This is a genomic window from Pseudonocardia kongjuensis (assembly GCF_039526905.1).
GTDB classification, from domain to species: Bacteria; Actinomycetota; Actinomycetes; order Mycobacteriales; family Pseudonocardiaceae; genus Pseudonocardia; species Pseudonocardia kongjuensis.
Genome location: NZ_BAAAJK010000011.1, coordinates 63167 through 83171 on the forward strand (window position 1 = coordinate 63167; position 20005 = coordinate 83171).

At 75.5% G+C, this 20005-nt stretch carries 16 protein-coding genes; 11 read left to right on the top strand and 5 right to left on the bottom strand.

Annotated features, from left to right (window positions below):
- The first annotated feature begins 38 nt into the window (after nt 1–38).
- From ABD160_RS15485 to ABD160_RS15500, 4 genes are all read left to right on the top strand, one after another.
- Nucleotides 39–455: an Rv1352/Rv1906c domain-containing protein gene (locus tag ABD160_RS15485; protein ID WP_344022938.1), complete on the top strand. Its 417-nt coding sequence runs from the start codon at nt 39–41 to the stop codon at nt 453–455.
- A gap of 237 nt (nt 456–692) precedes the next feature.
- Entirely contained in the window at nt 693–884 is a 192-nt protein-coding gene (locus tag ABD160_RS15490; protein WP_344022940.1) for a hypothetical protein, read from the top strand.
- Between the two features lie 71 nt (nt 885–955).
- A complete protein-coding gene (locus tag ABD160_RS15495) occupies nt 956–1753 on the top strand; it encodes a GntR family transcriptional regulator (RefSeq protein WP_344022942.1) in 798 nt (265 codons plus the stop codon).
- Nucleotides 1750–2607 (top strand): sulfite exporter TauE/SafE family protein, encoded by an 858-nt coding sequence (locus ABD160_RS15500; protein WP_344022945.1) that lies wholly within the window; start codon nt 1750–1752, stop codon nt 2605–2607. Before ABD160_RS15495 ends, ABD160_RS15500 begins: the two co-directional genes overlap by 4 nt.
- A gap of 46 nt (nt 2608–2653) precedes the next feature.
- On the opposite strand, the gene ABD160_RS15505 is transcribed toward ABD160_RS15500, so the two are convergent.
- The 5 genes from ABD160_RS15505 to ABD160_RS15525 form a co-directional block, all read right to left on the bottom strand.
- On the bottom strand, nt 2654–6724 hold the full coding sequence (locus tag ABD160_RS15505) for a Pls/PosA family non-ribosomal peptide synthetase (protein WP_344022948.1): 4071 nt from the start codon (nt 6722–6724) through the stop codon (nt 2654–2656).
- Between the two features lie 65 nt (nt 6725–6789).
- Nucleotides 6790–7230, bottom strand: a complete 441-nt coding sequence (locus ABD160_RS15510; protein ID WP_344022950.1) for an STAS domain-containing protein — start codon at nt 7228–7230, stop codon at nt 6790–6792.
- Between the two features lie 158 nt (nt 7231–7388).
- The gene (locus tag ABD160_RS15515; RefSeq protein WP_344022952.1) at nt 7389–8819 is read right to left on the bottom strand and encodes a YlbE family protein; all 1431 of its coding nucleotides are present in this window, start codon (nt 8817–8819) and stop codon (nt 7389–7391) included.
- Nucleotides 8816–10234, bottom strand: coding sequence for an AllF/FdrA family protein (locus ABD160_RS15520; RefSeq protein WP_344022954.1), 1419 nt, complete (start codon nt 10232–10234; stop codon nt 8816–8818). The genes ABD160_RS15515 and ABD160_RS15520 overlap by 4 nt, the downstream gene beginning before the upstream one ends.
- Nucleotides 10231–11190 (bottom strand): oxamate carbamoyltransferase subunit AllH family protein, encoded by a 960-nt coding sequence (locus ABD160_RS15525; protein WP_344022957.1) that lies wholly within the window; start codon nt 11188–11190, stop codon nt 10231–10233. Before ABD160_RS15525 ends, ABD160_RS15520 begins: the two co-directional genes overlap by 4 nt.
- A gap of 107 nt (nt 11191–11297) precedes the next feature.
- Here ABD160_RS15525 and ABD160_RS15530 point away from each other — a divergent pair, with 107 nt between their 5' ends.
- The 7 genes from ABD160_RS15530 (at nt 11298) to ABD160_RS15560 (ending at nt 19968) form a co-directional block, all read left to right on the top strand.
- A complete protein-coding gene (locus tag ABD160_RS15530; RefSeq protein WP_344022959.1) occupies nt 11298–12539 on the top strand; it encodes a PucR family transcriptional regulator in 1242 nt (413 codons plus the stop codon).
- Nucleotides 12540–12791: 252 nt separating this feature from the next.
- Nucleotides 12792–14207 carry a uracil-xanthine permease family protein gene (locus ABD160_RS15535; RefSeq protein WP_344023298.1) on the top strand — a complete coding sequence of 472 codons (1416 nt, stop codon included), beginning with the start codon at nt 12792–12794 and terminating at the stop codon, nt 14205–14207.
- Entirely contained in the window at nt 14204–15028 is an 825-nt protein-coding gene (locus tag ABD160_RS15540) for an FAD binding domain-containing protein (RefSeq protein ID WP_344022961.1), read from the top strand. The genes ABD160_RS15535 and ABD160_RS15540 overlap by 4 nt, the downstream gene beginning before the upstream one ends.
- Complete coding sequence (locus ABD160_RS15545) at nt 15025–15522, top strand: (2Fe-2S)-binding protein (RefSeq protein WP_344022963.1); 498 nt, start codon at nt 15025–15027, stop codon at nt 15520–15522. The genes ABD160_RS15540 and ABD160_RS15545 overlap by 4 nt, the downstream gene beginning before the upstream one ends.
- Entirely contained in the window at nt 15519–17906 is a 2388-nt protein-coding gene (cutA, locus tag ABD160_RS15550) for an aerobic carbon-monoxide dehydrogenase large subunit (RefSeq protein ID WP_344022965.1), read from the top strand. The genes ABD160_RS15545 and cutA overlap by 4 nt, the downstream gene beginning before the upstream one ends.
- Entirely contained in the window at nt 17903–18580 is a 678-nt protein-coding gene (locus tag ABD160_RS15555; protein ID WP_344022967.1) for an SRPBCC family protein, read from the top strand. Before cutA ends, ABD160_RS15555 begins: the two co-directional genes overlap by 4 nt.
- Entirely contained in the window at nt 18577–19968 is a 1392-nt protein-coding gene (locus ABD160_RS15560) for an amidase family protein (RefSeq protein WP_344022969.1), read from the top strand. The genes ABD160_RS15555 and ABD160_RS15560 overlap by 4 nt, the downstream gene beginning before the upstream one ends.
- Nucleotides 19969–20005: the final 37 nt, after the last annotated feature.

Consider the following 20005-nt stretch of genomic DNA (forward strand, 5'->3'; position numbering starts at 1 on the left):
GATGGGCAGAGTGACGACGAGAGCGGCGGGGCGGGTGGATGGACGACGGCGGACCGTACGAGCGCTACTACGCGGACCGGCAGGCCGCGGGGGAGCGGACCGTCCTGTGGCCGTGGGTGCTCCTCGCGGTCGTCGTGCCGCTGCTGGTGGTCCGCTCGTTCGTGATCCCCGGCGAGTCGGCCGAGGCCACCGCCACCCAGGCGTTCGCCGCGCCGGTGCCCGCCCCGGTGGCGGCCGTGACGGCCACCGACGGCGAGTTCCGGGTCGGATCGGCCCTGGAGCCGGGCGACTACGGCACCCCGGGTCCCGGCCGCGGATCGGCCTGCGAGCACGTCCGGGTCGGCCCGGACGGCGGGCAGGTCGCGCGGGCCGTGCTGAACGGGCCCGCAACGGTCCGGCTGATCGAGGGCGAGACCGTCACTTTCGCCGGTGGCTGCGCCTGGTCCCGGAGATGACCGTCCGGGCGTTGCGGTGGCGCCCGGGGCATGGTGCAGTGGACGGCGTGTCCGTCACCGGCCCGTCCACCGATCGCACGTTCGTCGTGTGCCTGATCGCGGTGGAGCTGCTGTCGGTCGACGACCGTCGCTGTCGCCGGGGGCCCTGCGCGGGCTGAGTGCCGCCGGTCCGGCGGTCCGGCCCGCTCCGCAGACCCATCAGCCCCCGCCGCGACGCCCCCCCGGAGCCGATCCGCCGTGAACCCCGTGCTGTCCCCGCAGGTGGACGCGCCGCCCGCCGGTCCCCTTCCGGCGTCCGGCGCGGGTCCCGTGCCGCCACCGCCCGCCGAGCCGTCCCCGTCCGGCGACGGCGGGGAGCGCCGGCCCGGGCTGCTCGCCCGGATCGCCGGTGCGGCCCGCGCCGCACACACCGCGCACGTCCCCTTCTGACCGGCGCCCGTCACGCAGGTCACGTCCGGTGACGCTGGCCGTCCCGAACAAATGACCGTACATTCACGGGCATGACGGGGAACGGTGGTCCGGCGGCACTGCACCGCACCCCGGACCGCCGGCTCTGGCTCCAGCTGCTCGACGACCTGCGGCGCAGGCTCGACGCCGACGCCTTCACCGACGGCTTCCCCGGCGAGCTGGCGCTGGTCGAGGAGTACGGCGTCAGCCGGCACACCGTCCGGCAGGCGGTGAAGGTGCTGCGCGACGAGGGTCTCGTCGTCGGGACCCGCGGCCGCCCCTCCCGCACCGCGGAACCGGTCGAGATCGTGCAGCGGCTCGGCGCGCTCTACAGCCTGCACGAGTCGGTCCGCGCGATGGGGATCGAGCAGCGCAGCGTGGTCCGCGCGCTCGACGTCCGCCGCGACGGCGTCGTCGCCGCCCGGCTGGGCCTGGAGGAGTCCACCCCGCTGGTGCACCTGGAGCGGCTGCGGCTGGCCGGCGGCGATCCGCTCGCCCTGGACCGGCTCTGGCTGCCGCACGAGCTGGCCGCCCCGCTGCTGGAGGCCGACTTCAGCAGCGGCGCCCTCTACGAGCGCTACGCCGAGCTGTGCGGGGTGGTGCTGACCGGCGGCGAGGAGACCATCCAGCCGATCCTGCCGACGCCTGCCGAGCACCGGCTGCTGGGCGGCAGTCCGTCCACCGCGGCCTACTCGATCCGCCGGCTCGGCACCGCGAAGGGCCGCCGCGTCGAGTGGCGGCACACCCTCGTCCGGGGCGACCGGTTCGTGCTGCGCGCCGACTTCGCCACCCGTGACGGCTACCAGCTCGAGCTGCTGGGCAGCCCCGACCGGGCGGACCCGCGCCGGTGACCGGGATCGTCGCCGGGGTGCTGGGGCTGGTCGTCGGCCTGGTCATCGGCGCGCTCGGCGGCGGCGGCGGGGTGCTGTCGGTCCCGGCGCTGGTCTACGCGCTCGGCCAGGACGCGCACGCGGCCACCACCGGCAGCATCGTCATCGTCGGGATCATCTCCGTGGTCGGCGTGCTGAGCAGGCTGCGGGACCGGACCATCGACTGGCGCACCGGGCTCGCGTTCGGCGCCGTCGGCCTGCCGACGGCCTGGGCCGGCTCGGTGCTCAACCGGGCCGTGCCGCAGCCGGTGCTGCTGCTGTCGTTCGCCGGGCTGACCCTCGCCGTCGCCGCGCTGATGCTGGTCCGCGGCGGCGACGCCCGGGAGGAACCGGCGGCCGCGACCGGTCCGGCGGGCCGGTCGGTGCCGGCCGAGGACGGCCCGGCCGGCCCGGACGGCCGCACCGCGGTGCTGGTGCGGCCGCACCGCCGGGCGCTCGCGGTGCGCACCGCGAAGGTGCTGGCCGCCGGATCGCTGATCGGTTTCCTGACCGGGTTCCTCGGCGTCGGCGGCGGGTTCCTGGTGGTCCCCGCGCTGGTCGTGCTGCTCGGCATGGGCATGCCCGCCGCGATCGGCACCTCGCTGCTCGTGCTCACCCTGAACGCGGCGGGCTCGCTGGCCGCCCGGGCCGGCCACCTGCAGCCGGACTGGACGGTGCTCGGCCCGTTCGTCGCGGTCGCCGTGCTCGGCGCGCTGGCCGGGAAGCTGGTCGCCGACCGGCTGTCCGCGGCCGCGCTGAACCGGTCGTTCGCGGTGCTGCTGCTCCTGGTCGGCGGGGGCGTCGGGGTGCAGAGCGTGCTCGCGCTCGTGGCCTGACACCGGCGCCCGGCGTGCACCGCCTGGTCCGGGCTCCCGGCCCGGCTCAGCCGACGACCGCCGGATTGCCGCCCCAGCGCTCACCCGGGCCGACCTGCTCGCCCTTCATCAGGAACGAGTCGGCCGCCAGCCGGGCACCGTCACCCACCTCGGTGGAGTGGTGCACGAACGCCCGCACGCCGATCGCGGCGCCCGCGCCGATCCGGGCCCGGCCGGACTCGAAGCGGCCGTCCTCCAGCGAGTGGCACTGGACGACCGAGCCCGCGTTGAGCACGGCGTCGTCGCCGACCGAGGTGAGGCTCTTCTCCGGGAACGACGCCCCGTCGTCGAACACCCGGGCGCCGGCGGACAGCCCGGCCAGCCGGTTCCGCCACACCAGCAGCGGGGTGCCGGCCAGCACCGGGCGCACGTAGAGCTTCCAGAGCCGCTCGTGGAACCAGAAGTAGCGGTCGTAGATCGACGCGGTGCGCGGCTGCAGCGGCCGGAAGCCGAGCGTCGCGCGCTCCAGCAGCGCCGACCACGTCAGCAGGAGCAGCGGTCCGGCCGCGACGGCCAGGCCCGGTGCCCACAGCCCCCACACCGGCCACAGCGCGACCGAGAACCCGAGCGGGACCAGCGCGACGACGACGCCGAGGGCGCGCAGCAGCGCCGTGACGGCCAGCGTGCCGGCGTTGTAGCGGTTCTTGGCGCGCAGCCGGTCGGCCAGCTCGTCGTCCGAGCGGGGATGGTTCGGATGCGGGCCGGCGCCGTTCCGCGGGATCTCGATCGGCGGCGAGCCGAGCAGCCCGACGCCGGAGCGGACCGGGCCGTCGGTCGGGACCAGCACCTTCGTCGCGAGCAGCACGTCCGCGCCGATCCGGGCGCCGGCCGGGACGTGCACGTCGTTGCCGACGAACGTGTCGGGGCCCAGCTCCACCCGGCGGACCCGGAACGAGTCGTGCGACCGCTCGGTGTTCATCAGCCGCAGGCCGTCGGACACCATCGTCCCGCGGCCGACGCGGACCAGCCCGGGCGACTCCTGCCGCAGCTGGGTGCCGAAGTTCGAGCCGGTCTGGCGCAGGTCGCCCAGGTCGTAGCCGAGCGCCCGCAGGTAGCCGGTGACGAACGAGCTGTCGCCGAGCAGCAGCACCAGGAGGCGGGCGTTCGACACCCCGGTCACGATCTGCTGCGCGGCGTGCCGCAGCCCGAACAGCGGGTAGGTCCGGTCCGGTGTCACCAGCAGCGCCGCCAGCCGGGGGAGGGTCAGCACGGCCGCCACGCCGACGGCGAGCGCGATCAGGAACAACGCGACCACGGCGCCGGCGCCGAGCAGCGCGAGCAGGACCCAACCGGCGGGGCCCGCCTCGGCCGGCGTCCCCGGGACCAGGCCGAACAGCGTGACCGCGGCGCCGAGCACCGCCGAGCCGGCCAGCCACAGCAGCACGACGAGCGCGCTGCCGTAGCCGAACCGGCGCAGCCGGCCGGCGCCGACCGGCGCGGCGGTCGCGTAGTCCGAGCCGGACGGGCCGGCCGGGGAGCCGTCCCACACCTCGCCCGCCGGGACGGTCGTCCCGGAGCGCAGCGCGGACGCGTGCCCCAGCTGGGCGCCGTCGGCCAGCCCGGTCCGCAGGTCGAGCACCCCGGCCTCGCCGACGATGCAGTCGTCGCCGATCACCACCGGCCCGAACTCCAGCGCGCCGGGCACCGCCCGGTACGCCTGCAGCGACGCCTCCGGATGGACCAGGCTGCGCGCGCCGATCCGGACCAGGTCGGTCGCGACCGGGACGGCGCCGGACACGGTCGCCCCGCGCCCGATCCGGGCGCCCAGCAGCCGCAGCCACAGCGTGTAGACGGGGGTGCCGGTGAGCAGGGTGACCGGGCTGGTGCGGATCAGCGTGGACACCACCCAGAACCGGAAGTGCGCGAACCCCCACATCGGGATCGTCCGTTCCCGGAACCGGCCGATCAGCGTCCACTTGGCGAGCACCGGGAGCAGCGCGACGGCGGCCAGGAGGGCGGCCGCGCCGAGCCCGGCCCGCCCGGCGGACCCGGCGGCGTCCGGGGCGGCGGACACCCAGCGGTAGCTCGTGACCAGCGCCGCGGCCGTCGCGAGCCCGCCGAGCAGCAGCACCAGCAGCTGCCCGAGACCGGTCAGCGCGTGCGCGACCGGCCGCGGCCGGACCGGTTCGACCTCGGCGGCGGCCGCCGCGGGCACCGCGTCGCCGAGCGCGGCGGCCAGCCCGCGCGGCGTCGGATGCCGGTAGACGTCGCGCACCGACAGCGAGGGCAGGTCGTCGCGGTGCCGGACCGCGGCGGCGAACCCGGCGAGCAGCAGCGACGTCGCACCGAGATCGTCGAACACGTCGGCGGTCACCGAGACCTCCGCCGGGTCGGTGCCCAGCGCGGCCGCCAGCTCCTCGACCAGGCCGCGCTCGACGCCGGTCTCCGGTGCGACGACCGGCCCGGAGCCGGAGATCCGGCCGCCGCTCGGTGCGGGCAGGTTCCGGCGGTCCGCCTTGTCGCTGGTCGTCATCGGGATGCGGTCGAGCTGCTCCAGGTAGGCGGGCACCATGTACGAGGGCAGCCGGTCCCGCAGCCGTTCGCGCAGCTCGGCGGGATCGGGGGCGGCGGCGTCCCGGCCCACGCTGTAGTAGCCGACCAGCTCGGTCGTGCCCGCCGACGGTTCGTGGGTGTCGACGACGGCCATCGCGACGGCCGGATGGTCCTGCAGCACGGCCTCGATCTCGGACAGCTCGATCCGGTACCCGCGGACCTTGACCTGGAGGTCGATCCGGCCGCGGTACTCGATCTCGCCGTGGTCGTCGATCCGGCCCAGGTCACCGGTCCGGTAGAGGGTCCCGGTCGGGTCGTTGGGCAGCTCGACCGGGGAGTCGACGAACACCTCGGCGGTCTTCTCGGCACGGTTGCGGTAGCCGTCGGCCAGACCGATCCCGGCGATCGCGATCTCCCCGGTGTCGCCGAACGGCAGCACGTGGCGCGGATCGTCCGGATCGAGCACGGCGACCGCGTAGGTCGGCAGCGGCTCGCCGATCGTCACCGGGCGGTCCGGGTGCAGCTCGGTCCAGGTCGCGGTCACGGTGGCCTCGGTCGGCCCGTAGACGTTGAGGAACCGGCGGTCCTCCCGGTACCAGCGGCGGACCAGGTCCTGCGGGCACGCCTCACCGGAGACGAGCAGGAAGCGCAGGTCGTCGAGATCGGCGTCCAGGGTGGCGAGCAGCGTGGGCACGCAGCACAGCGCGCTGATCCGCCGCTCGGCCAGGAAGTCGTGCAGGTCCGCACCCACCAGCGAGACCCCGGCCGGCTTCGGTACCAGCGTCGCGCCGGTCAGGAACGTCGTCCATATCTCCTCGACCGAGAAGTCGAAGGCCAGGGTCAGTCCCTGGTACATCCGGTCGTCGGCGCGCAGGCCGTAGCAGTCGGCGGCGACCCGGACGAAGTTGCAGATCGCCGGGTGCGAGATGACCACACCCTTGGGCCGGCCGGTCGAACCGGAGGTGTAGATCAGGTAGGCGGGGTGCTCGCCGCCGTCGCGGCGGTCCGCGGGATCGAGCCGGTCCGCCGGGCGCTGCGCGATCCGGGCGGCCGCGGAGCCGGGGCCGGAGACCACCAGCACCTCGACGCCCGGGTCGAGCCGCTCGGCCACCGGACCGGTCGCCAGCAGCAGGCCGGCCGCGGAGTCGTCCAGGATGTAGGAGATCCGGTCGGCGGGGAAGGCGGCGTCCAGCGGCACGAACGTCGCACCCGTCTTGAGCACGCCGAGCACGGCGGTGTACGCCTCGACCGGATCGTCGATCAGCAGCCCGACGACGGCTCCGGGGCCGGTCCCGCCCGCGCGCAGGTGGTGGGCGAGCCGGTTCGCGCGGTCGTCGAGCTCGCGGTAGGTGAGCCGGGCGTCCCCGGTGTCGACGGCGACCGAGTCCGGATGCCGGTCGACCGCCTCCTCGAACACCTCGGCGAGCTGCTCGCCGGAGCGGGTCCGGGGCGGCTCCAGCGAGTCGCCGGGCACCAGGACGCGCTCCGGCCCGGCGGCCTCCGGGAGGTCGCGGCGGACCACCTGGGGTGCGTCGTCCGGCGCCGCTGCGCGCTCGTCGTGGGCCGGGGCCGTTCGGTTGGACACGTCCGTCATACGATCGGGCTACCCGCCCGATGCACGGTGAACGTCCGCGGCCGCGGTGGGAGTCGTCACCGCCCCGGCGGTGAACCGGATGCGGGCCCGTCCCGTAGGTGCGGCCGGCCGGGGCCGTCGGCCAGCGCGCTGTCGAGATCCGGGAACCAGCGGATCACCTGGTCCAGGCCGGTCATCCGGACCGGCCGCAGCACCGCCCGGTTGTCCGGCCCGGTCACCCCGGACAGCAGCACCCCGAGCTCGACGGCGGCCCGGGAGGAGCGGACCACCGCGGTCAGCCCGTGCGACCCGAGGAACCCGACGCCGGACAGGTCGAGCACGGCCCGCGCCGGCCCGGTCCGCCGCAGGAGCTCGACCATGCGCAGCCGGATCGCCTCCGCCTCGGCCTGGTCGATCTCACCGATCACCTCGAGCACGGTGATCCCGGGGCGCGGGGCGTGGTCGCGCAGCCGCACCTTCGACGCCGGCCGCTCGGGGACCGGACCGGGGCTGCTCACCGGGCGCCGCCGGTCGCGGGCACCGGAGCGCGCCGGGCCTGCCGGGCGGTGCGGGCGGGACCGTGCGTCCGGTTCGGTACGGCGCTGCGGATGATGCGGCCACGGTACCGAGCGCGGACCGGAAGTCCATCCTCCGACCTGCGGAACGCCCCGACGGGTCAGGTCGTGCGGCGGGCGCGGGTCCGGGCGGCGAGCGCGCCCAGCGCGGCCGGGAAGATCCCGGCCGGCGGGGTCACCAGCCCGGCGCCGACCTGGCCGGTCCCGGCGACCCGGCCCGCCATCCCGGTGTTGATCTGCGGCAGGATCCCGGTCCGGCACACCTTCGTCACGTCGATGCCGCTGGGGACGCCGGCGAACTCCAGCACCGGGACCGTCCACCGCGGGTTCGCGCCGAGGGTGATCTCGCGCATCCGGCGGGTGGTGGCCAGCGCGTCCGGCACGGTGCCGCCGACGAACCGGACGATCGCCGGGGCCGTCGCCATCGCGAACCCGCCGATGCCGGCCGTCTCGGTGATCGCGGAGTCGCCGATGTCGGGGTTCGCGTCGGCCGGACCGTAGTCGCCGAGGAACAGGCCGTCGGCCAGCTGCGCGGGGCCGGTGAACCACTCGTCGCCGGTGCCGGAGACCTGGATGCCGAAGTCGGTGCCGTTGCGGGCCATCGCGACGACCATCGTGGAGCCGTCGACGTCGCGGGCCGCGTCCAGCGCGAGCTTGCAGGCCGGCATCGCCAGGTTCAGGAAGAAGTGGTCGTTGCCGCCGACGAAGCGCAGCGCCGCGGCGACGTCGTCGGTGGAGCGCCCGGCGTCCGCCGCGCCGGTGACCATCGCCGGGGACAGGTCGCGCAGCAGCATCAGGGTCCCCGCGCGGTTGCGGTTGTGCGCCTCGTCGCCCATCTGCAGCATCTGGGTCAGGATCGCGGTGACGTCGACCGGATCGCCCGCGTCGCGGGTGGCGCGCACCGCGACCCGCAGCAGCGGGCCCAGCACGTCGCCGAGCCAGCGCAGCCGCGCCAGCACCTCCGGGCCGTAGGCGCCGTAGCGCAGCACCTTGCCGAGGCCCTCGTTGAGCGAGCAGTACGTGCGCCGCCCGGTCGCCGCGTCCTCCAGCACGAACATCCACATGCCGGACGTGACGACGCCGGCCATCGGGCCCACCGTCGCCCGGTGGTGGCACGGCTCCAGCGACACCGAGGTGCCCGCCTCGAACAGCGCCGGGGCGTCCTCCGGGTCGTCGACCAGGCCGTCCAGCACCGCGGCGCCCATCAGCGCGCCGCGCAGCGGCCCGGACGCCCGGTCCCAGGTGATCGGCGGCCCGGCGTGCAGGAACTCGCCGGGTGCCAGCCCGAGGACCTCGGCGGCGGGGGCGACGTCGACCAGGGTCGCGGTCACGCCGAGCATCGCGGCCAGCGCGCGCTCGTTCGCCGCGGCCCGCAGCGGATCGGTGGCGACCGTCGCCAGGTCGTCGGCGGTGCCGTCCATCGGCGGCCGCCAGTCGACCCGGGTGACCGGGACGGCCTGGTCCTCGACGGCGTCGGCGAGCAGATCGGTGCCGGTGCTCACCACGGCGTCCGGGATGCGGGTGGTGCTCACTGGGCGGTTCCGAGCAGCTCGACGGCGCGGCGGGTGGCGCCGGCCTGGGACAGGTGGACCTCGGCGCCGGCCGCGACCAGCGCGCCGACCTGGCGGTGCAGGTCCTGCGGGTCGGCGGCCGTCCCGACCACGGTGACGACGACCGGTGGCCGGGCGCCCGACAGCACCGGGACGAGGGCCGCGGCCGGATCGGGCTCGGCGCCGTGCCCGAGCACCACGTCGAGCAGCACGACGGCGGTGTCCGGATCGGCCAGCGCCGCCCGCAGGTGCTCCAGCCGCAGCGTCGGGTCGATCATCGGGTGGGCGCGGCCCGCGGTGTAGGCGTCGTCGCCGAGATCGAGGAAGGTGTGCCCGGCCCCGGCCCCGGCCCCGGCCGCGGCGGCGACGGTCGCGGCCTCGGTGGCGAGGGTGCCGCCGGCGAACAGGCCGCGCAGGTACCGGCCGCCTGCGGCGGGCCGGGCGGAGCCGTGCACCGGCCAGTCCGGCACCGGCCTGCCGAGCCGGGCGAGCACCGAGCCGGCGGCCGCGGTCAGGTCCGGCCGGCCCGGCCCGAGCAGGGCGAACTCGACCGGGGTGGCCAGGCCGGCGGCCAGCGCGCGGATCTCGTCGGCGACGTCGTCGGCGGGGGGTTTGGAGACCAGCACGATCAGCTCGACGGCCGGATCGGCGTCCAGCCGGCGCAGCGCCTCCCGGGTGGCGAGCCCGCGGACCTCGGCGGAGAGGTCCCGCCCGCCGACGCCGAGCGCCGAGGTCACGCCGACGCCGGCGTGGTCGAGCAGGGCGAGCAGCTGCTGGCAGCCGGTGCCGGAGGCGGCGACGATCCCGACCGGGCCGGGCGGGACGGTGTTGGCGAACCCGAGTCCCAGGCCGTGCACCACGGCCGTCCCGCAGTCCGGGCCCATCACCAGCACCGACCGCTCGACGGCGGCCCGCTTGAGCGCGATCTCCTGCTCGACCGGGACGTTGTCGCTGAAGATCAGCACGTCGCAGCCGGCCTCGATCGCGTCCATCGCCTCGACGGCCGCGTGCGGGCCGGGCACCGAGACCAGCGCGATCGGCGCGGCCGCCCGGTCCAGCGCGGAGCCGGTGGTCCGCGGCGCGGCGGTGCCGGTGCCGTCACCGCTGCCGCTGCCCGCGGCGGGCCGGTTCGCCTCGGCGAGCGCGGTGTCCACCCCGGCCAGCGCCGCCGGGAGCTCCGCGTCGCCGGTCACCCGCAGCGCCACGACCAGGTCGTTCGGGCCGGTCCCGGCGGGGACCTCGAACCCCATCCCGGTGAGCACGTCGACGTTCAGCGGCGTCGCCATCGCGACCTGGGCCGCGGTCACCCCGTCCAGCCCGGCCACCGTGCGGCTCACCCGGAGCAGGGTCACCGAGTCGGCGTAGGCGCCGGGTCGTACCTCGACGTGCGTGCTCATGCGGCGGTCCCTCCAGGGTGCTCGTCGGCCGGGGGGCGGTGGTCGTGCTGCGCTGGGTCGAGCCGCCCTGGGTCGTACTGCGCTGGGTCGTGCCGCGCGTGATCGTGCTGCGCGTGATCGTGCTGGGCGGGGTCGTGCCGCCGGCCGGCCCGGCGGGGCGGGTGCAGCTCCCGCAGGGCGAGCCGGGCGCCGTGCAGCATCCCGGCACCCGAGGTGTGCCCGACGGCGGTGAGCGCCGCGGTCGCGTGCTGCTCGGCGGGCGAGCCGAGCGCGGCGACGAACCGGGCGAACCGGTCCACCACCTCGCCGTCGAGCGCGCAGCGCAGCAGCGTCGCGGACAGCAGCGTGGTGCGGTGCAGGTGGGCCCGGACGGCGGCGTCGACGGCCGGGGTGGCCGCACCGGCGGCGCGGTGCAGGGCCAGCCAGCCGCACAGCACGTCGTCGCCGAGCGGGGTGAGGCCGTCGCCGCGGCCGACCAGGCCGGGCACGGTCGCCGGGCACACCCGGCCGGGCAGCACCGCGATCGCGGACGTGGTTCCCGTCGCGGGCCGGGTCGCCGCGCCCGGCTCCGCCGGGCGGCCGGTCCCGTCCGCCCGTGACGTGCCGGGCCGGGCGAGGGCGCCGGCCGGCCCGTCCGCCCGTGACGTGCCGGGCCGAGAGAGGGCGCCGGCCGGCAGCGGCGGGACCCGGGTGTCGGTGAACCGCCGGATCCGCAGCGGCTCGCCGTCCAGGTGCAGCACACCGTCGCGCAGCTCTGCTCTGCTCACCTCGAGCCGCCCGAGCCGGGTGTGCAGCGCACACGGCACGGCGACCGCGTGCCGCGCGGTCACCCCGACGCACTCCCCGCCGACGGCGAGATACACCGCGGCGGGCCCGCGATGCACGATCCGCAGCGGGCCGTCGGCGGCCGACCGGAGCCGGTCCCGGACCCGGACGGGCGCGCTGACGGCGATCACGGAGCCGACGCTAGCCTGGGCAATCCCGCGATCCGATGTTAATTTGTGCCACCTTCGGCTCCGAGGGAAGGCAACTCTTGCTCAAACGTGATGGTCCGGATCCGGAGTTGCCGGCGCGGGCCGCGCTCGCCCGGGTCGACGCCCTGCACACCGGGCTCACCCAGATCGCCCTGGAGGGCGGCGATCTCGACGGCATCGCGGCGGAGGTCGGGCGGGTGCTCGGCGTCGGGGTCGCCTTCACCTCGACCGACGGCCGGGAGCGCGCCTCCGCGCTGTCCGGCGAGCTGCGCGAGCTGCTCGCCGAGCACGAGCTGGTCGACCCGACCGGGCGGCTGCGGGTCGAGCGGATGGGCGCCGACGGGATCGCGATCGGCGGCGGCGAGGCCCGCACGCTGCGGGTCGCGGCCGGGGGCACCAACCTGGCGCGCCTGGTCTGCCTGCGCCGGGGTGCCCGGCTCGCCGCGGACGACGTGCGGGCGCTGGAGCGGGCCGCCGCGGTCGCCGCACTGCTGATCGTCCGGGAGGAGGCGGTCACCGCGGTCGAGACGAAGTACCAGGGCGACTTCCTGCGCGACCTGCTGCTGCGCCGCACCGCCGATCCGGCCTACGTCGCCGAGCACGCCGACACCTTCGGCTGGGACCTGCGCCGGCCGATGGTGGTGGTCTCGGCCGAGCTGGACCCGACCGACGAGCCGGTGTCCGGCGAGCAGCGCCGGGCCTGGCAGAAGCGCTTCTCGGCCGCCTGGCGGCAGGTGTGCGCCGGGGTCGGCGACGGGATCCCGACCGTCGACTTCTCCTCCGAGGTGGTGGCCCTGCTGCCGGTCGCCGCGGACCGCGAGGCCGGTCCGGCGGGCCGGGACATCGTCCGGCGGGTGGTCACCGCGGTGGCCGGGGACAAGGGTGGCGGGCGCAGGCAGTTCTCGGCCGGGGTCAGCCGGCCGGCGGCCGACGTCGACGCGCTGCCCGCGGCCTACGGGCAGGCCCGCCGCGCGGTCGAGGTGGGTCGCCGGATCGGTGGCGGCGGCGGGACGACGTTCTTCGACCAGCTCGGCCTGCACCGGCTGATCGCGCTGATCCCGGACCCGGCCGAGCTGCGCGCGTTCGTGCGGGACGCGCTGGGCCCGCTGGCCGAGCCGACCGCCGAGGCGGCCGAGCTGCGGGAGACGCTGCAGATCCTGCTGGACACCAACTTCAACGTCGCCGAGGCCGCCCGGCTGCAGTTCTTCCACTACAACACGATGCGCTACCGGGTCTCGAAGCTGGAGCGGCTGCTCGGGCCGCTGTCCACCGACCCGAACCTGCGCCTCGACGTGGCGGTGGCGCTGCAGGCCCGCAAGATCGAGTACTGAGGCCGGAGGCCGGCGGGATCGAGCACTGAGGCCGGCGGCCGGCGGGATCGACTACCGGGACCCCCGGCTGCGACATCCCGGACATCCGCCGGAAACCTGCACGGGAACGCACGGGGCGAGAGTGTTCGCGTCATCAATTCGTGCCAGCGGATCCGGCGGACGATCGGCAAGGATCGCCGTCGAGGTGCGACCTGGGTCTCATTAGCTTGAGTCAGGTTCGCGAGGCACCGGACCGGAGGGACCAGCATGTCGATGTTCAAGTGGGAGGTGGTCGATCCCGCACCCGGCGAGCCGGTCGGAGCCCGCCAGCGCCTCCGCTGGGGGAAGACCGCCGGGCTGGGGATCCAGCACGTCGTCGCCATGTTCGGCGCCACCTTCGTCTTCCCGGTGGTGATGGGGCTCGACCCGAACCTCGCCATCCTGTTCTCCGGGCTCTGCACGATCCTGTTCCTGGTCGTCTGCAAGAACCGGGTCCCCAGCTACCTGGGCACCAGCGCCGCGTTCGTCGGTGGCGTCGCCGCGATCCGGGCGATGGGCGGCGACTCCGCCGACGTCACCGGCGCGATCATGGTGGCCGGCCTGGTGCTGCTCGCCGTCGGCGTGTTCGTGCACTTCGCCGGGCCGCGGATGGTGCACGCGGTGCTCCCGCCCGCGGTGACCGGCGCCGTCGTCATGCTGATCGGGTTCAACCTCGCGCCGGTCGTGGCGTCGGTCTACTGGCCGGTGGACCAGTGGACGGCGCTGCTCACCGCGACGTTCCTGGTGTTCGCCGCGGTGCTGTTCCCCGGCTTCTGGGGCCGGATCGCGGTGTTCCTCGCGCTGGTGTTCGGCTTCCTGCTGTCCTACCTGTTCGACGTCCTGCTGGGCCCGATCACCTCCTGCGGCGGCGACGGCTGCACCCCCGAGCCGCACCTGCGGGTCGGGTTCGACGGGCTCGCCGAGGCGGCCTGGTTCGGGCTGCCCAGCGGCACCCTCGACGACGGCGTCCCGGCCGTGCACGGCCCCAGCGTCTCGCTGGTGTTCGTGCTGCTGGTGCTGCCCGGCGTGATCGCGCTGGTCGCCGAGAACCTCGGACACGTCAAGGCGGTCGCCGAGATGACCGGCGACGATCTCGATCCCTACATGGGCCGCGCGCTCGGCGCCGACGGTGCCGCGACCGCGCTGGCCAGCATGTTCGGCGGGTCCCCGACGACCACCTACGCCGAGAACATCGGCGTGATGAGCGCGACCCGGGTGTACTCCACCGCGGCGTACTACGTCGCGGCGGGCGTCGCGATCGTGCTCGGCCTGTGCCCGAAGTTCGGGGTGCTGGTCGCGGCCATCCCGGGCGGCGTGCTGGGCGGGATCACGCTCGTGCTGTACGGGATGATCTCGCTGGTCGGGGCCAAGATCTGGGTGGAGAACGGCGTCGACTTCGCCGAGCCGCGCAACCTGGTCGGGCTGGCCGCGGGCATGGTCGCCGGGATCGGCGGTGTCGCGCTTGACCTGGGCGGCGGCTTCGAGATCGGCGGGATCGCGCTCGGCACGATCCTGGTGATCGTCTACTTCCACGTCGTCGCGCTGCGCGACCGGCGGGTCGGCGCCGGGACCCCCGCCGAGGGTGTGCCGGCCGGCCGGATGGAGACCGAGGTCCCCGAGCAGGACGGGGAGGCCGGGAGGAAGCCGTGAAACCCCCGCCCTTCGACTACGTCCGTCCCGATCGGCTGGCCGACGCCGTCGCCGCGCTGGCGGCACCGGAGAGCAAGGTGCTGGCCGGCGGCCAGAGCCTCGTCCCGCTGCTGTCGATGCGGCTCGCGTCGCCGTCGCTGGTCGTCGACATCAACGGTCTGCCCGGGCTGGACGCGATCACCGTGACGGCCGGCGGGGTGCAGGTGGGTGCGCTGGCCCGGCACACCGCGGTGCTGGAGTCGCCGGAGGTGGCGCGGGTCCAGCCGCTGGTACCGATGGCGCTGGAGCACGTCGCGCACGCCACCATCCGCAACCGCGGGACGACGGTCGGCTCGCTGGTGCACGCCGACGCCGCTGCCGAGATGCCGGTGGTGCTGAGCCTGCTCGGCGGGTCGGTCGAGGTCGCCGGGCCCGCCGGGCGGCGCACCATCGCGGCGCCGGAGCTGTTCGTCGGCCCGCTGGAGTCGTCGGTCGCGCCGGACGAGATCGCCCTCTCGGCGTTCTTCCCGGCGCTGCCCCCCGGCGCGGGCGTCGCCTTCGACGAGATCGCCCGCCGGCACGGCGACTACGCGCTGGCCGGGGCCGCCGCGCTGGTCGAGGGTGAGCGGATCCGGGTCGGGTACCTGTCGGTGAGCGACGTGCCCACCGTCGTCGACCTCACCGGGGTGCCGCCGGCCGATCGCGGCGACGCCGCCCTGGAACGGCTCGACCCGGTCGGTGACATCCACGCCACGGCGGCCTACCGGCGGACCCTGGTCCGGGTGCTGACCGACCGGGTCGTGGCCGCCGCCATCGCGAACGCCCAGGGAGGGACGCCATGAACGAGATCCGGCGCGAGACCCGGCACGAGATCCGGTTGCGGGTGAACGGGGTGACGCACGAGCTGCGCGTCCCCGCCCGGCGGCTGCTGTCCGACGCGCTGCGCCACGACCTGGGGCTGACCGGCACGCACGTCGGCTGCGAGCACGGCGTCTGCGGTGCCTGCACGATCCTGCTCGACGGCGAGCCGGTCCGGGCCTGCCTGATGCTGGCGGTCACCGCCACCGCGCACGAGATCACCACCGTCGAGGGCCTGGCCGGGCCGGACGGCGAGCCGAACGCGGTGCAGCGCGCGTTCGCCGAGTGCCACGGCCTGCAGTGCGGCTTCTGCACCCCCGGCTTCCTGACGACGGTCACCGCCGGGCTGCGCCGCGATCCGCGCCCGACCCACGAGGGCGCCCGGGACATGATCGCCGGGAACCTCTGCCGGTGCACCGGCTACCAGAACATCGTGCGCGCGGTGGAGCGCGCCGCCGAGCTGGAGTCGAGCCGGTGACCACGAGGCTGATGGGGCAGCCGGTCGCGCGGGTCGAGGACCGCCGGTTCCTGCTCGGCGAGGGCCGCTACGTCGACGACGTGCTGACCGGCCCGGACGGCCCCGGCACGCTGCACGCGGCCGTGCTGCGCTCCCCGCACGCGCACGCCCGGATCCTCGACATCGACGTGTCCGGCGTGCTCGACGTGGACGGGGTGCACGCCGTCTACACCTACGACGACCTGACCGGCCCGATGGCCGAGCCGCTGCCGGTGCTCATCCCGCATCCCGCGCTCACCCACGGCCGCACCCAGTACGCGCTGGCCCGCGACGAGGTGAACCACGTCGGCGAGGCGATCGCGTTCGTCGTCGCCGAGGACCGCTACCTCGCCGAGGACGCGGTGGACCGGATCGTCGTCGACTACGAGGTGCTGCCCGCCGTCGTCGGGCTGGACGCCGCCCGCGCCGCGGACCGGCTGGTGCACGACGACGTCCCGGGCAACGTCGGCGCCCGCCTGGAGCAGACCGTCGGCGACGCCCCGGCCGCGATCGCCGCCGCGCCGCACCGGCTCGCGCTGGACCTGGAGATCGAGCGCAGCGCCTGCATGCCGATGGAGGGCCGGGGCACCGTCGCCCGCTGGGACCGCGACGCCGACCGGCTGGTCCTGTGGTCGTCCACCCAGACCTCGACCGGCGTGCGCGCCGCCGTCGCGGCGAAGCTCGGCCTGGACATCGGCCGGGTCGACGTGATCACCCCGGACGTCGGCGGCGGGTTCGGCGTCAAGATCGTGCACCCGTGGCCGGAGGAGCTGCTGGTGCCGATGGCCGCCCGCGCGCTGGACCGGCCGGTGAAGTTCACCGAGGACCGCCGCGAGCACTTCGTCTCCTCGGCACACGAGCGCGGCCAGACCCAGCACGTCGAGGTCGGGTTCGACGACGACGGCCGGCTGCTCGGCCTGGACGTCGAGTTCTGGCACGACCACGGCGCCTACACGCCGTACGGGCTGATCGTCCCGATCATCACCTCCACCCAGCTGCTCGGCCCGTACAAGCCGGGCGCCTACCGGGTCGCCTTCGAGTCGATGTACACGAACACCGTGATCGTCACCCCGTACCGCGGCGCCGGCCGGCCGCAGGGCTGCTTCGCGATGGAACGCACCATGGACGCGATCGCCGCGTACCTGGGCCGCGACCGCGCCGAGGTGCGGGCGGTCAACTTCATCCGGCCCGACGAGTTCCCCTACGACCACGGCCTCGTCTTCCAGGACGGCCGGGCGCTGGAGTACGACTCCGGCGACTACCCCGCCTCGCTGGACAAGCTGCGCAAGCTGATCGACTGGGACGGCTTCGCCGGGTTCCGCCGGGCCTGCGCCGAGCAGGGCCGCACCGTCGGCATCGGGCTGGCCTGCTACGTCGAGGGCACCGGCGTCGGGCCGTACGAGGGCGCGCACGTGCACGTCGAGACCACCGGCAAGGTGAAGGTCGCGACCGGCCTGACCACCCAGGGGCAGAGCCACGCCACCGCGTTCGCGCAGATCGTCGCCGACGAGCTGGGGGTGCGCTTCGACGACGTCGAGGTGGTCACCGGCGACACCCGGCGGATGCCGTACGCGGTCGGCACGTTCGCGTCCCGGGCCGCGGTGATGTCCGGCTCGGCGATCCACAAGGCCGCCCGGCGGACCCGGGAGAAGGCGCTGCGGCTGGCCGCCGACGCGCTGGAGGCGTCGGTCGAGGACCTGGAGATCGTCGACGGGATCGTCGGCGTCCGCGGCACCGACCGGTCGATCCCGCTCGGGACGCTGTCGGTGCTGTCCAATCCGCTGCGCTACGCCTTCGACGAGGCGTCGCAGGCCGCCACCCAGTTCTCCGTCGGGGACTCCGAGCTGCCGCCGGTCGCCGAGGGCGAGCAGCCCGGGCTGGAGGGCACCGACTTCTACAGCCCGGTGCACGCGACGTTCGCCTCCGGGATGCACGCCGCGGTCGTCGAGACCGACCCGGCCACCGCGGAGATCCGGATCCTGCGCTACGCCGTGGTGCACGACTGCGGGAACCTGATCAATCCGATGGTGGTGGAGGGCCAGATCCACGGCGGCGTCGCCCAGGGCATCGGCGGCGCGCTGTACGAGCGGATGGCCTACGACGACTCGGGGCAGCTGCTCAACGCGTCCTTCATGGACTTCCTGATGCCCTACGTCAGCGAGATCCCGGACGCGATCGACATCGACCACCTGGAGACGCCCTCCCCGCTGAACCCGCTCGGGATCAAGGGGGCGGGCGAGGCCGGGGTGATCCCGGTGTCCGCGGTGATCGCCGCCGCGATCTCCGACGCCGAGGGCTTCCCGATCACCGCGATGCCGATCTCGCCGTCCGACCTGCACACCCTGCGTGAGGAGCACCGAGCGTGAAGATCAGCGGAACCGACGTCGTCCCGCACCCGGTCGAGCACGTCTGGGCGGCGCTGCTCGACCCGCGGGTGCTGGTCACCACGATCCCCGGCTGCGAGAAGCTGGAGGCCACCGGCGAGAACGCCTACGCGATGACGGTCACCGCCGGCGTCGCCGCGATCAAGGGCACCTACGCGGGCAGCTGCGCGCTGTCCGATCTCAAGGAGCACGAGTCGCTGGTGATGACGCTGCGCGGGTCCGGCGGGCCGGGCACCGTCGACGCCGTCGTCGACGTCGGGTTCGACGACCTCGGCGACGGCGGCACCCGGATCTCCTACGCCGCCGACGCCACCGTCGGCGGGATGGTCGGCGGGGTCGGGCAGCGGATGCTCGCGAGCGTGTCGAAGCGGATGGCCGCGGAGTTCTTCGGCAACGTCGGCAGGGCCATCGCCGCGCCGCCCGGTGCTGTGGTGCCGGGCGCGGCGCCGGCGGGTGCGGCGGTCCTGGGCGATCCCGGGTCCACCGCGCCGGCGGAGGTGTTCGCTTCGCCGCGCGCGAGTGGACCGGGGCCCGGATCAGCGCCCGAACCGGGGCCCGGCTCCGGGGCCGGCGACTTCACCCGGGGCGTCGGGGTCGGCGCCGCGGTCGCGCTGCTCGGCGTCCTGGTCGGCGCCGCGATCGGGCGGCGCCGGTGACCGGGCCGACGGTCGACTCCACCGCCCGCGAGCAGCTCGCCGCGCTGCGCGCCAAGGAGATCTCCGCGCGCGAGCTGACCGCCCTGCACCTGGACCGGATCGCCGAGCGGAACCCGGAGCTCACCGCGATCGTGTCGCTCGATCCCGAGCGCGCACTGGCCGGCGCCGCGGCCGCCGACGAGCGGTTCGCCTCCGGCGCCGAGGTCGGCCCACTGCACGGGCTGCCGTTCGCGTTCAAGGACACGCACGCCGCCGCCGGCTGGCGCACCACCTACGGCTCGCCGCTCTACGCCGAGCACGTCCCGGACACCGACGACCTGATCGTCGAGCGGATCCGGCGGGCCGGGGCGGTGCCGATCGGCAAGACCAACGTGCCGGAGTTCGCGGCCGGCTCGCACACGTTCAACCCGGTCTTCGGCACCACCCGCAACCCGCACGACCCGTCCCGCTCCGCGGGCGGCTCCTCCGGTGGCGCCGCCTGCGCGCTGGCGGCCGGGATGGTGCCGCTCGCCGAGGGCTCGGACATGGGCGGCTCGCTGCGCAACCCGGCGTCGTTCTGCGGGGTGGTCGGCCTGCGCCCGTCCTGGGGGCGGGTGCCGGAGTGGCCGTCGCAGAACATGTGGGAGACCACCTCGACCGGCGGCCCGATGGCGCGCACCGTCGGCGACCTCGCGCTGCTGCTGTCGGTGCTGGCCGGGCCCGATCCGCGGGCGCCGCACGCGCTCGGCGACCCGGGCGAGCTGTTCGCGGCGCCGCCCGAGCCGGTCGCGCCCGGCGGGCTGCGGGTCGCGCTCTCGACCGACCTGGGCGGCGCCTTCGCCGTCGATCCCGCGGTGGCGGGCGTCGTCGAGGCCGCCGGGACGGCGCTGGCCGGGGCGGGCGCCTCGGTCACCGGCGCCGCCCCCGACCTGTCCGGCGCCGACGAGTGCTTCCGGACGCTGCGCGCCTGGCACTTCCAGGCCCGGTTCGGCGAGCTGCTCGCGGCACACCCGGACGACCTCAAACCGTCCCTCGCCGCGAACATCCGGGCCGGCGAGTCGCTGACCGGCGCCGACGTCGCGCTCGCCTACCGGCGGCGGACCGCGCTCGCGCACCGGATGCGCGAGTTCCTCACCGACCACGACGTGCTGGTGCTGCCGGTGTCGCAGGTCCCGCCGTTCCCGGCCGACCAGGAGTTCCCGACCGAGATCGACGGCCGCCCGATGGAGTCCTACCTGGACTGGATGCGCTCGGCCTACCTGATCACGGTGACCGGCTGCCCGGCGATCTCGGTGCCGTTCGGCGCGACCGCCGACGGGCTCCCGATCGGCATCCAGATCGTCGCCCGGCACGGCGCCGACCGGTACCTGCTGGAGGTCGCAGCCGCCGTCGAGGCGCTCGCCGGCTGACCGGCCGGATCAAGATCCGTGTCTTGGGAGTGCACAG

Excerpts from the sequence above, each read along its gene's own strand:
- ABD160_RS15485 (WP_344022938.1), top strand. The coding sequence starts at position 39 with ATGGACGACGGCGGACCGTACGAGCGCTACTACGCGGACCGGCAGGCC.
- ABD160_RS15495 (WP_344022942.1), top strand. The coding sequence starts at position 956 with ATGACGGGGAACGGTGGTCCGGCGGCACTGCACCGCACCCCGGACCGC.
- ABD160_RS15520 (WP_344022954.1), bottom strand. The coding sequence starts at position 10,234 with ATGAGCACGCACGTCGAGGTACGACCCGGCGCCTACGCCGACTCGGTG.
- ABD160_RS15535 (WP_344023298.1), top strand. The coding sequence starts at position 12,792 with ATGTTCAAGTGGGAGGTGGTCGATCCCGCACCCGGCGAGCCGGTCGGA.
- ABD160_RS15545 (WP_344022963.1), top strand. The coding sequence starts at position 15,025 with ATGAACGAGATCCGGCGCGAGACCCGGCACGAGATCCGGTTGCGGGTG.